The sequence below is a fragment of the Chelativorans sp. AA-79 genome (assembly GCF_029457495.1).
GTDB lineage: Bacteria > Pseudomonadota > Alphaproteobacteria > Rhizobiales > Rhizobiaceae > Chelativorans.
Window position 1 is genome coordinate 14,166 of record NZ_CP120363.1, and the last position, 12,044, is coordinate 26,209.

The following is a 12,044-nucleotide window of genomic DNA, read 5'->3' on the forward strand; positions in this document are numbered from 1 at the left end:
CGCGGTCGAGCTGCGGCCGTTAGCCGGCATCATTGATCTTGACCTGCCCGACATGCCGCAGCGCCTCGACCATGTGCGCATGGTCCATGAGAATGTGGATGAGGGCGTCGCGCGCTACCGCGACCGTCTTGCTGGTGCTGCGGGTCCGGTCGTGACGTTCATGGAGGTGCTCGAACTCCTCCATCGTGGTGTAGAGCTCGATCAAGGGACGCGCGCTCATGACCCCGGTTCCTCGCTGCGCCGATCACCCGGCGGCTGGATGCCGGGGACGTTCCAGACCTCGGCGCCAGCTTCGGCATAGTTGCGCGCAATTGCCTGCAATGACGCGAATGACAGGCTATGCAATGGCTTGGGGTCTGGGTCTCGGCCCACGGCGATCATCGGTCCACGAATGGCGAGTTCGGCAACGGCGTCGAATGGCGCGGCCAGGCTGTCGATGACAGGCAGGCCGGCTGCGATACACTCGGCCTTGATGGGCTCGATATCGTATCCGGATAGACGGGCGCTGTTGCCATAGTGAAGCGTGAAGCCGCCGCGCCCGATACTGAGGTGGCCGCCGGCCGTATTCAATGCGGCGTTGATGTCGTGCTTGTAGCGGGAGGGGCTTGGCTGGTGGATGGTCATGACAATTCTCCGCGACGGCCGGCCGGGATGTCCTCGACCTCATCAAACCGTCACGGCGAAAAGCCGCCCCCTGGTGAGGGACGGCCATTCGGTCTCGGGTTGTGTCAGGGCTGGGCGCGGCGATTTCGCAGGCCGGCATCGTCGCACCAGCCCCAGATAACCTTGCTGCGACCCTGCCTTGCCGTTCGCTTGTCGACGCCACTACGTGAACGGCCAATCATCATCCAGCCGTCGAAGCGGTAGAGGTTTCCGGTATGCACAAGAGCATCCTGGTAGCTGACAGCCCAGCCATATCCGCCTTCCGCGCAGATCGCCGGAAAGACGAAGGCGCGCCAAAGGCGCAAGGCGACGCGGGACAGGTCCGGTCGCGCTGCAGCAAGGCGGGACAGTTCGATGGCCTCGGTCCGGTCGAACCCAGCCACTCGCTCGCGGATCAGCCGGTCGGTCGCCACAACGGCGACCGGAACATCGCCGTGAAACAGACCATGCGACCAGCCATGGTTCGGTAGCCGAACCGGGCCCATGCGATGTTCCCACTCCATCAGGAGCAGATTGAGATCGGACCGTTGGATCGTCCGGAAACAGACCTCGGAAAAGCGGGCGCTAGACACCGCACATGCCTTCGCATTCGAGAGGCCAGAGGTCGAGCTGCCCGCTGTCGTCGGACAGGTCGGCCTGATCGAGCGGGACGCAGGATCGATGGAGATAGAGCTCGGCGCGCATGCCGCGGAAGCCCGTTCGAATACTGCGATCTGCCTCAACGGCGTCGGCCCATCCGGCCGGGTCCTCATCGCGGATCTGACGCCAGCGGGCATTCGAATGGAACGGACAGCCGAGGCACGCACTTTTCGGGGGGATCGGATAGCCGTGCTGGCGCAACCAGATCAGACAATCGGAGCGGCTCATCCGCTTTTCGAGCAAGGGCCAGCGATTGACCTGCCAGGCCTGAAAGCTCGGCTTCATCCGAATCGCCTCGTCGGTCGAGATCCCGATCCACTGTTCGACGACGGGGTAGCCGGGCGCGCGCAGGCCGGAGAGACCGGCCAGAATACGAACATGGCGTCGGATTGGCTCGAGCTTATACTCGGTCGTGCATTGCCTCGTGATCATGCCGATCGCGACCTCGTCGCGCGCGAGAACACGCTGGCCTACCGGCCGCTTCTCGCCATCAGCGTCCTCTTCGTAGTGGACGATGCGCGTGCCCGCCGGGGTGACCGTCCGCGTGAAGGCAGGGATGGACGCCCAGCGTTCGCCGCGTGCGCCCCGCAGGAGACCGTCCCGGATATTGCCGGCCGAGACGACATGGATGGCAAACGGCAGGACATTGTCCGATGCCAGCCATTGCAGGTGCTCATAGACGCGGGCCGGCTCCCATCCGGTGTCGGCAAATACGGCGAGATCGGGCATGGGTGTCACCTCGCCGTGAGCGGCCATCAGCGCCAGCGTGGTCGATTGCACGCCGGCGCCGAGACTGAGGACGCGCAGCCGTATCCGATCGATATCGTAGGAGGGGGTCAGCATGGCCGCTTCCCCCGAATCGGTTCCTTGAGCCAGGTGGCCATGCGCTGACGCATGATGCCGATCGGCCCGGTGATCTGGATAACCCTGGCGTCTTCGGCAACGCATCCCATGCGCTGGAATCCGGTAACGAAGGCGCGCCCATGACCTCGACATAGAGGGCGCCCCCGACCAGGGCGACGTCGCGGAACGGCACCTTTCCGCCGCGTATGAGAGACAAGGACGCAATCTCGGCGCCCGGGTGCATGCCGCAATTGTCTGGCCGGTTCGGCGATGGCGGCCGGGGCCAGCGTGTGATCATGCCGCCGGCGATCATGCGGTCGGCGAGCTCGCGAGTCAGTCGGGCGTCGTAGTTCTCGATCGGCGTGTCGTCGCCGCGGAAACCGAAACGGGCGGACAGGAAGCCGACCTTGGCGAGATCGCCGTTCGGATCGGTGACGCGCAAGGTACGCCAGAGCGGTCCGTCATAGCGCTCACGAGCCGGGATCCGGCCAGGATCAGGGCGCTTTCTGGCCGAACAGGCGAGAATGAGCAGTCGGTAGTCGCGAAGGTGCGGAGCCGTGTCCATCATGCCACCTCCGGGTGCAACATTTGGGCGGTCGCACTGTCGGGCTGGCTTGCGCGCATCCAGTCCGCGGCCGCCTGGGCTTGACCGGCGGCGGCGAAGATTGCGCGGGGATCCTTCTGAAGAGCGTCGATCCAGCTGGCGACATAAGCGGCGTGGTCGGGGCGAGGCTGGAAGGCAAGACCGAGGTCGGCCAGAATGAAAGCGGCCGTTAGTTCGGCAACGATTTCTTCCATGGCCGCAGCTCGAGTCGAAAACCGCTTCTCGAGGTTTCGGTCGAGCCGGTGCTTCGCCCCCGTGGCATGCCCTGCCTCATGAAAGAGGACGCCGTAGAATGCCAGGGGATCGACGAATGCCGAGAAGGGCGGCATGAAGATGCGATCGTCGGAGGGACGATAGAAGGCGGACGCCGCGTCGAACCGGGCCGGGATCCGCAGAGCGTTGAAGAACGCATCGGCATGCCGGATCCGCTCGGCCTCGTCGAGGCGAGGGATCTCCTCGTCCTCGAAGCCGTCAACCTGGCAGCGATTGAACACGGTGTAGCCGCGTCCGAACATCCGCGGACGGCCGTGCGCCGGCACAGAGTCACCGTCGGTTGCGCTCTCGTTCTCGTCGGTTGAAGCCAGCCGCCAGAATATGATGGTCGTGCCGCGCTCGCCCTGCCGGACCTGCGCGCCACGTGCAGTCCACTGGCGGTATGTGCCCCAGATGCCGCTTGTGAAGCCTGCCGTTTCGGCGGCTGCCCACAGAACGAGAATATTGGCGCCACGATAGCCCCTGCCGCTGGCAATGTTGGTCGGCCGCGTCGTGACGGAACCGTCATGATGCCATGGCATTCGGAAAGTCTCGGCACCGCGCTCGATCGCGGCGACGATCTGGTTGGTGATGCGCTCATAGATGCTTGCGCGCTCGTCGGTCATGGTGGGAACTCCGCGACGGGCGGCCGGAAGCCTCTCCTCCAGCCCTCCTCCCGTCACGGCTCCCGGCCGCGACCTCTGCCTCTTGGCGAGCCGCGCACGCGTTGTCGTGTTGCCGTCACGATGCCAACGAGATTGATGGAACGAGGCGGAAAGGCTTTGCGATTGATCTGCGTTCCCTGTATGTTCACAGGATCAATCGAAGCGCTCACGGCCGATGACAATGAGCTTTGACTGGGACGACATCGTTGCGACCTATATGAGCCAACCATGGTGGGTGTGGCTGGTCGGCGGCGTAGTCGCCTGGTTGGGAATGAAGTCGCTGATCGGAGCGATGCGTGCTTATCGCGAACGGCCGATCCTGTCCGCCGATGGCTTCAGGCAGTGTGGCGTGCGGGTCGACTATCGGGAGGGGACGATCACCCTGCCGCGCGGAGATAGCTACCCTGTCCAGCAGGTCCGGGGGATGCGCTGGGTGGACTATGCAAGGTCGGGGTCCTATCGCGCCATAATCGATATCGACGATCTGGCGCGTCCCATCCATCCGGTCGGATTTTCGACGCCGGCCGGTCCGGAAGCGTTCGTGGCCCGGCTGAGGACGGCAATCGAGAAGGCCGGTGGACCGCGGTTTTCGGTGGCGGCGAATGACAGGATGGAGATTGTTGAGCGAGATCTCAGCGATCCGGTCACGGCGGCCATTGCGACACGTGTCCGTCCATTGGGCCGGCGCGTGTCGTATTCCAGAGTGGACTGAAATCCACGCACGCTGATTGATCGATATTGCGCGTGTGGGGTCGGGCCTTTGACTTTTCCGGCTATCTCGTTTCAGTTTCGGGAACCTGCCTGCGGGCAGGTCAAGTCATTCCCAAGGTCGATTCATGGCGACCATTAGCGAGGACCGTCCAATGCCGGAGGCTGACAAGCCCGATTTCACCACGTTGACCGTGCAATTGCTGAGCGCCTATGTCGCGAACAATGCGGTTCCCAGCGACGCACTCGCCGATCTGATCCGCACGACCAAGGCCGCGCTGGCCGAGGACGACAAGGTGGAGACGCCTGCGGAGCCGGCTCCGATTCCGGCGGTGTCGGCAAAGACGAGCCTGGCGTCGAAGGATCACATCGTCAGCATGATCGATGGCAAGCCGTACAAGACGCTGAAACGGCATCTTGCCGGACACGGACTGACGCCGGAAGAGTACCGCGCTCGCTTCAATCTGCCGGCGAATTATCCCATGGTCGCACCCAACTATTCGGCGCAGCGAAGGCAGGTCGCCAAAGAACTCGGTCTGGGACGAAAGAAGGGCGATAGCGTCAGCGCGCCGGCGCCGTCCGCCGGCACGGCCCCGAAGCGGGCGAAGGCGGGAAAGCGCACCCCGTCTCGCAAGGCGCCTGCTGCTGTGTAGGCTGACGGTCATGTGCAACGCCTACGAGCAGCATGTAAAATGGGTCGAGTACTGCAAGATGATGCAGGATCTCGAGCTGGGCATTCCGACCCAGCAGACCGAGCTCGACCTGCCGCAATCGGATATGGTGCGGATCAACGACATGGCGCCCGTCATGCGTCCGGCCGGCAACGGCGTCGAACTCGCGCAGATGAATTTCAGCTTTCCGCCTGGCCGGCCGAAAGGAGGGCCGGTGTTCAATTTCAGGTCTGAGGGGCGCGATTTCTCCAAGAGCCTGCGGTCTCTCATCCCCGCCTCCGGATTCTTCGAATATGTCGGGACGAAATATCCAAAATCGCAGTACCGCTTTAGCCTCGTCGGCGCGCCGTTCCTTTGCATCGCCGGGCTTTGGCGTGAGGCCGAGGGCAATCATCCAGCGAGCTTCACCATGCTCACCACCTCACCCGGCCCTGACATTGCTCCCTACCATGATCGCCAGGTCGTCGTGCTGAAGCCTGAGGACTGGGCGGCCTGGCTTTATCTCACCAAGCCACAGTCCGAACTGCTGCGACCGCTGCCGGAGCATTCGCTCGATGTTGAGTTGGTCCGCCAGGGCGCAGGCTGAGCCCTTGCCCTTGTGGCGCTTCTCTAGATGATCGGCTTGCCCGCCTGTTCCATCACCGCGATGAACACCGAATAGGGCAGCACCAATGACAGGGGCGCCTTGGGAATCGTGACGGCGCCGTAGGACCTGTACCAAGCCGCGGCCCGCTCGTCCTTCGCATCGATGAACAGCAGCGTGCCGCCGACCTCCGTCGAGGCGCGAATGCAGCGACGTGCCGCAGCAATCAGCAGTTCGCCGCCCAGGCCGTGACCTTGATGGGCTGTGGCGACGGCCAGCCGTCCAAGCCGAAATCCTCCGATGGCATGGCGGCCGCCACCAGCTGGGCGTGCCACGTCGGGCACGGCTTCGAAATCGATCTGCGCCGGGCTTAGGGTATAGAACCCGAGAATGGTCGTCCTGTTGCCGCTGTCGACGGCGACATAGGTCTTTGAAGCGCCGCTCTCGCTCGCCTGACGTGCGTAGCGCATCAGGAAATCATTGAGTTCGGGCTGTCCGCAGTCGAACCCCTTGCGATCATGGGCCTTCGCGATCGGCTCCTCGCGCCAATCCGGAAGGGTCATTTACGAGCAGCGAGCGAACGGGCAGCTTTGCGCAGCTTCGCATTGGGCGCCGGCGGATGGTCGAGCAGATCGAGCATGAAGCGTGTCTGTTCTTCATCGAGAGTGACCCGCTCCGCCCGCTCGATCACGATTTCGGCGGCCTGGAGCGCATTGCGCAGCACGAACTCCTTGAGGCTCGTGCGCTCAAGCGCGGCGGCCCGCATCAGCCGAGCCTTGTCGGCGGGCGGGATTTGCATGGGGAAGCGGCTGGTGTTTTCGGCGGCGGCTCTGGGCATGGGTTTCGTCCTTTGTCGCATCCTATATAGCGCGTCGATGCGGCAAACTCAACGTATGTTCAATGAAAGCACATAGAGACCATCCGGAAACGCTTCTTGTCAATTCCGCGCGAGCCGTCATCTGAAATCCCGGGTCCTTATATGGATCGGCTCGACCTTGAGGGTGGGATCGACCATATCACGGGGACGGAACCCTTTGGGCAGGCTGCGCGGATCCAGTCCCGGCCCGCCGTGATGGGCTTCATCACCAGGCCCATGGGGAAGTGGAAACGGTACGTCCCGGTTGCCGACGCTGGCGAGCTCGGCCGAGAGGTCGGTGACGGAGTTGGCAACCAGGTGAACGACGTCGCCCTCGCGCTGGATGCGGCCGCGCACGGCGAGCATGGAGGCCGACAGCAAGGTGCTGCGGAATTTCTCGAACACCTTCACCCACACCACGATGTTGGCGGCGCTGGTCTCATCTTCCATGGTGATAAACATCACGCCTTTGGCTGAGCCCGGCCGTTGACGCACAAGGACCAGGCCGGCGGCTTCGAGCCAGCGGCCATCGCGCGCCGCCATGGCCTCGGCGCAGGTGACGATGCGGCGTTTGCTGAGACCAGCGCGCAGGAAGCTCAGCGGATGTTGCCTGAGGGTCAGACCGACGTGACCATAATCTTCGACCACTTCTCGCCCGGCGACCATCGGGCGCAGCGCGACGGCAGGCTCGTGACGTTCGATGATGATGCGCCGTTCGCGTTCCGCTGCCGCTGCGAACAGCGGCAGCGGCTCGTCATGCAAGCCCTTGATGGCCCAAAGGGCCTCACGCCGTGCCAGGCCGAATGCCGGAAGGAATGCGTCGGCCTCGGCGAGTTGCACGAGCGAAGCTGCCGGCACGCCGGCGCGGTGCCAGAGATCATCGACCGAGGAGAATGGCTGGTCCGCACGCGCGGCGATAATCGCGGCGGCATCGTCATTTGCCAAGCCTTTCACCAGCCTCATGCCGAGGCGCACGGCAAACCGCCCTTCCCTTTCTGTTGGTTCGAGGGTGCAATCCCAGCGGCTGGCCTGCACACAAACCGGACGGATCTCGACACCGTGCATGCGCGCGTCCCGCACGAGCTGCGCCGGCAGATAAAATCCCATGGGTTGCGAATTGAGGATCGCGGCACAGAACACATCGGGGTGGTGGCATTTCATCCAACTCGAGGCGTAAGCCACCAAAGCGAAGCTGGCGGCGTGGGATTCTGGAAAGCCATAGCTGCCAAAGCCTTCGAGCTGCTTGAACGTGTTGGCGGCGAAATCCGGCGTATAACCGTTGGCGATCATGCCGCTGATCAGCTTTTCCTTGAACTTGCTGACTCCGCCCGTGTGCTTAAAAGTAGCCATGGCGCGGCGGAGCTGGTCCGCCTCGCCGGCGGAGAAGCCCGCGCAGACCATGCAGAGCTGCATCGCCTGTTCCTGAAATAAAGGGACGCCTAAGGTCTTGCCCAATACCCGCTCCAGTTCGGGTGTGGGGAAGTCGATCGGCTCCTTGCCTTCGCGCCGGCGCAGATAGGGATGAACCATGTCGCCCTGGATCGGGCCCGGCCGGACGATGGCAACCTCGACCACAAGGTCATAGAATGTCCTGGGCTTGATCCTCGGTAACATGCTCATCTGCGCGCGGCTTTCGATCTGAAAGACCCCGACGGTGTCGGCCTTGCGGATCATGGCGTAGGTCGCCGGGTCCTCGGCCGGGATGGTGGCAAGATCGAGGGTAATGCCCTTGTGCTCGGCCAAGAGATCGAAGCTGCGCTTCATGCAGGTCAACATCCCGAGCGCTAACACGTCGACCTTCATGAATTTGAGGATGTCGATATCGTCTTTGTCCCATTCAATAACTTGGCGATCCGCCATCCGGGCCGGCTCGATCGGCACGAGTTCGTCGAGCCGGTCGTGGGTCAGGACGAACCCGCCTGGATGCTGGGAAAGGTGTCGGGGCGTGCCTTCGAGCTGTTGCGCCAGCTCGAGGGTCAGGGTCAGTCGCCGGTCGGCAAGATTGAGGTTGAGCTCGCGGGCACGCGTCTCGTCGATCCCCTCACCGTGTCCCCAGACCTGTGAGGAAAGGAGCTTGGTGACATCTTCCGGCAGGCCGAGCGCCTTGCCGACATCGCGAACGGCGCCGCGGCTGTGGTAGCGCACCACAGTCGAGCAGAGCGCGGCGTGATCGCGGCCGTAGGTCTCATAGACCCACTGCATGACGATCTCGCGCCGCTCGTGCTCGAAGTCGACGTCGATGTCGGGCGGCTCCTTGCGCTCCTGGGAGACGAAGCGCTCGAACAAGAGATTATTTGTGTCGGGGTCGATGCTGGTAATGCCCAGGACGTAACATACCGCCGAGTTAGCTGCGGATCCCCTGCCCTGGCAAAGAATGTCCTGCGACCGGGCAAACTGCACGATCGAATTGACCGTCAGGAAATACGGCGCATAACCCAGCGTCTCGATCAGACCGAGCTCGTGCTTGAGCAAACCGACCACCTTGTCGGGGAGACCTTCGGGGTAGCGACGGGCGGCCCCCTCCCAGGTCAGCTTTTCGAGGGCCTGCTGGGCGGTCAGGCCCGGCATCGTCTTTTCTTCTGGGTATTGATAGGCGAGCTCGTCCAACGAGAAGCGGCACTGCTCGGCGATCGCCACCGTCCGCGACAATGCCTCCGGGTAGCGGCTGAATAGCCTGGCCATTTCCTCTGGCGTCTTCAAATGCCGGTCGGCATGCCGCTCGCGCTGGAAGCCGGCATCGTCGATGGTGATGTTGTGTCGGATGCAGGTGACTACATCCTGCAGCACCCGACGCTCCGGGTGATGGAACAGGACATCGTTCGTGACCACGGTCGCGACCCGCATCTGCGTCGCCATGTTGGCGAGTTCATGGATGCGGAGCTGGTCATTGGGGCGTCGCCGCAGGGTCAGCGCGACATGGGCGTCCCTGCCGAAGGCCTCGCGTAGCCGGCGTAATTGCAGCGCGCACACATCATCGGCGACGTCGGGCACCAGGACGGCGATCAAACCCTCGCCATAGGCAACGACATCGGCCCATTCCAGATGGCAGAGACCCTTGCCGCCGCGCGACTTGCCGAGCGACAGCAAGCGGCAGAGGCGGCCATAGGCCGGACGATCCTTTGGGTAGACGAGCAGTGATATGCCATCTGCCAGATCGAGGCGACAGCCGACGATGAGGCGAATGCCGGTGGCCTTGGCCGCTTCATGCGCGCGCACGACGCCCGCCAAGCTGTTGCGGTCGACGATGGCGAGGGCCTCGATGCCGAGCAGCGCGGCTTGCGCGAACAATTCGTCACAGGAACTCGCGCCTCTCAGAAATGAGAAATGCGAGGTGACCTGCAGCTCGGCATAGCGCGCGTTCATCCGAAGATCCCGTGGATGAACCAGCGATGCGACCCGGTCGCCGGATCCTCGCCGTCGCCGGCGCGATAGATCCAGAACCGCTCGCCGCCCTCGTCCTCGACCCGGAAATAATCCCGCACCGCATTCGTCTCGGCTTCGCGCCGCCACCACTCGCCGAATATGCGCTCCGGCCCGTCGGCGTGGGCGACGCGGCGGCGGATGCCGCGCCAGGTAAACCAGGCCGGGGGATGATCGGGCAACAGCGCCATGGTGTCGATCGGTTCGGGCGGCGTTAGTAGTCGCGACGGCCGCGGCCAGTCGCCGCGCCAGCTCGCTCCGTCGTCCGGGGAGGTCGGGGCCACGCGCTTGACCGAACGTTCCGGCACGTCGCTCTCGACCGGAGCGAAACGATAGAGGCGGCTTGGCCCGAGACGATTGGCGATGACGTCGATGAGGTCGGAGATGTCCGGCTCTTCCGGCTCGACCAGCGATGAGATCGCCTGGCGGTCGCGGATGGGCTCGACCAACGTCGCCGTCAGCGTCATGAGCTCGATACCGAAGCCGGGATCGATCTTCTCGATGCGATCGGTGAGAAGCCGCGTCAGGCGGCGCGCTTCGCGCACCGGAGTGGCCGTGCCGACGCGGATCGCCTCGATGCGGTTGTCGACGCGATGGAACAGAAGATCGAGCCGGCGCGCGCCGAGCCCTCTTTTCTCCAGACCGGCACAGAGCTGGTCGACCAGCCTGCCGGTATATTTCGTGATCGTGTCGGCGGCGCCGATCGGCTCGCCGAAGGCGCGACGGACCTCGACCAGCTCGGGGGGACGAACGGGCTCGAAGGGCTCGGGCGCGCGGCCCATGGCCTGGTCCAGGCGGCGCATGAGCTCGGGACCGAACCGGTGTGTGAGGGGCGCCTTCGGCGTGTCCTCAATGTCGCCGATCCGCTCGAAGCCCAGAACGTGAAGCCCTTCGATGATGTGTGCTGGCAGGTGCAGCGCCCGGATTGGGAGATCCCGCATGGCGGTCGCAGCCTGCCCGGCCGGGATGACGGCAATCGGCCGCGCCAGGAAACGGGCAGCGGCGTGTGCGGCGCCCCAGCTATCCGCCACTGCGGCGCGTGCGGCAACGCCCGAGCCCCTCATGCGCGAAACAAGGTTGGCGAGCATTGCCTCCTCGCCGCCATGCAAATGGTCGGCGCCGCTGGTGTCGATGATGAGGCCATCCGGCGGATCGGGCGAGACGATCGGTGCGTAGCGCAGTGCCCACAGCGCCAGGCGGTCGAGCGCCGCGGCATCTTCGGCTGGCTCGAGCTCGATGTTGACGAGACCGGGAACGAGGACCTGGGCTTTGCTCGCGGGCATGCCGATGCGCAGGCCGGCCTGACGCGCTGCCTCATCGAGAGCGAGGACCTCGCGGCGGCGGCCGTGCCGGCCGAACATGACGATAGGCACATCAGCCGGCGGCGCCGAAGCGCCGAGCTTGCGGCGAAGCCGATCGGTCGGCCAGGTCGGCAGAAAGAGCGAGACGACCCTTGTCATCACAGGATTCCACTTCAAAGTCGGCGCTCTCCCCTGCCCTGACGCGCAGCAGTTCGAGCCGCCAGCGGGGGCGGCCGACGCCGGGGACCGGAAGCGGTCGGGAAGGAAGAGTGGAGACGCGCCAGCGGCTGACCGCGGCCGTCGGTTGTCCAAAATCGGTGGCCTCGGTTTGCCGGCGCCACCGGCGAATAGCGATGCCGAGCGTGCCAGAGGCTTCGGCCGCAAGTTGCAGGCGGCGTGAGGCGGTCATCGGCAGGCGCGCCAATTCGGCGACGACAGCGCCGAGGCCGCCATGACGAAGACCTTCCTCGAAGCAGGCGAGAACGGCCGCCTCGTCGCCGGCCTCGACATAGATTACCCGGCCCGGCGGCAAGCCGGCCTGGGCAAGCGAGGGCGCGAACATATCTTGCCGGGTGACGCACCATAGGACGCGACCGCGCATTCTGGCGGCGACGCCGGCGGCCCAAAGGGCGGCGGCGGCCCCATCGACGGCCCCGTTGGCGCCGCCGGCAACCTCATGCAGCGCTCCGAGCGCCAGCCCACCTCCCGGCAATACCCGGTCGATCTCGGGGACGCCGAAAGGCAGGACCTCGCGACGGCGTGCAGAGCCACCCTCGAGCCGCGCGATGCGTTCTCGAAGCTGGGCGATATGAGGTTTTGCCGCGCGATCGGCCAAAATC

General features: G+C 64.6%; 13 protein-coding genes. 3 read left to right on the forward strand and 10 right to left on the reverse strand.

The annotated features are described in order from the left end of the window. Positions 1-19: 19 nt before the first annotated feature. From PVE73_RS27185 to PVE73_RS27205, 5 genes are all read right to left on the reverse strand, one after another. The gene (locus tag PVE73_RS27185) at positions 20-220 is read right to left on the reverse strand and encodes a hypothetical protein (RefSeq protein WP_277367882.1); all 201 of its coding nucleotides are present in this window, start codon (positions 218-220) and stop codon (positions 20-22) included. Then, complete coding sequence (locus PVE73_RS27190; protein ID WP_277367883.1) at positions 217-624, reverse strand: hypothetical protein; 408 nt, start codon at positions 622-624, stop codon at positions 217-219. Before PVE73_RS27190 ends, PVE73_RS27185 begins: the two co-directional genes overlap by 4 nt. Before the next feature lie 104 nt (positions 625-728). Then, positions 729-1,148, reverse strand: a complete 420-nt coding sequence (locus tag PVE73_RS27195) for a hypothetical protein (protein WP_277367884.1) — start codon at positions 1,146-1,148, stop codon at positions 729-731. Positions 1,149-1,227: 79 nt separating this feature from the next. Further along, positions 1,228-2,145: a hypothetical protein gene (locus PVE73_RS27200; RefSeq protein WP_277367885.1), complete on the reverse strand. Its 918-nt coding sequence runs from the start codon at positions 2,143-2,145 to the stop codon at positions 1,228-1,230. Between the two features lie 564 nt (positions 2,146-2,709). After that, a complete protein-coding gene (locus tag PVE73_RS27205) occupies positions 2,710-3,627 on the reverse strand; it encodes a zincin-like metallopeptidase domain-containing protein (protein WP_277367886.1) in 918 nt (305 codons plus the stop codon). A gap of 220 nt (positions 3,628-3,847) precedes the next feature. Between PVE73_RS27205 and PVE73_RS27210 the strand changes: the two genes are divergently transcribed. The 3 genes from PVE73_RS27210 (at position 3,848) to PVE73_RS27220 (ending at position 5,631) form a co-directional block, all read left to right on the forward strand. Beyond that, on the forward strand, positions 3,848-4,378 hold the full coding sequence (locus PVE73_RS27210) for a hypothetical protein (RefSeq protein WP_277367887.1): 531 nt from the start codon (positions 3,848-3,850) through the stop codon (positions 4,376-4,378). A 151-nt stretch (positions 4,379-4,529) separates the two neighbouring features. Continuing rightward, positions 4,530-5,027: a MucR family transcriptional regulator gene (locus PVE73_RS27215; protein WP_277367888.1), complete on the forward strand. Its 498-nt coding sequence runs from the start codon at positions 4,530-4,532 to the stop codon at positions 5,025-5,027. Positions 5,028-5,037: 10 nt separating this feature from the next. Further along, a complete protein-coding gene (locus PVE73_RS27220; RefSeq protein WP_277367889.1) occupies positions 5,038-5,631 on the forward strand; it encodes an SOS response-associated peptidase family protein in 594 nt (197 codons plus the stop codon). 23 nt (positions 5,632-5,654) lie between these two features. On the opposite strand, the gene PVE73_RS27225 is transcribed toward PVE73_RS27220, so the two are convergent. The 5 genes from PVE73_RS27225 to PVE73_RS27245 all read right to left on the reverse strand — a co-directional run bounded on the left by PVE73_RS27225 (position 5,655) and on the right by PVE73_RS27245 (position 12,040). Continuing rightward, entirely contained in the window at positions 5,655-6,191 is a 537-nt protein-coding gene (locus tag PVE73_RS27225) for a GNAT family N-acetyltransferase (protein WP_277367890.1), read from the reverse strand. Next, positions 6,188-6,466 (reverse strand): DUF1778 domain-containing protein, encoded by a 279-nt coding sequence (locus tag PVE73_RS27230; RefSeq protein ID WP_277367891.1) that lies wholly within the window; start codon positions 6,464-6,466, stop codon positions 6,188-6,190. Before PVE73_RS27230 ends, PVE73_RS27225 begins: the two co-directional genes overlap by 4 nt. 117 nt (positions 6,467-6,583) lie before the next feature. Then, positions 6,584-9,847, reverse strand: a complete 3,264-nt coding sequence (locus PVE73_RS27235; RefSeq protein ID WP_277367892.1) for an error-prone DNA polymerase — start codon at positions 9,845-9,847, stop codon at positions 6,584-6,586. Next, on the reverse strand, positions 9,844-11,364 hold the full coding sequence (locus PVE73_RS27240) for a DUF6504 family protein (protein WP_277367893.1): 1,521 nt from the start codon (positions 11,362-11,364) through the stop codon (positions 9,844-9,846). The genes PVE73_RS27235 and PVE73_RS27240 overlap by 4 nt, the downstream gene beginning before the upstream one ends. Further along, positions 11,279-12,040: an ImuA family protein gene (locus PVE73_RS27245; RefSeq protein WP_277367894.1), complete on the reverse strand. Its 762-nt coding sequence runs from the start codon at positions 12,038-12,040 to the stop codon at positions 11,279-11,281. The genes PVE73_RS27240 and PVE73_RS27245 overlap by 86 nt, the downstream gene beginning before the upstream one ends. Positions 12,041-12,044: the final 4 nt, after the last annotated feature.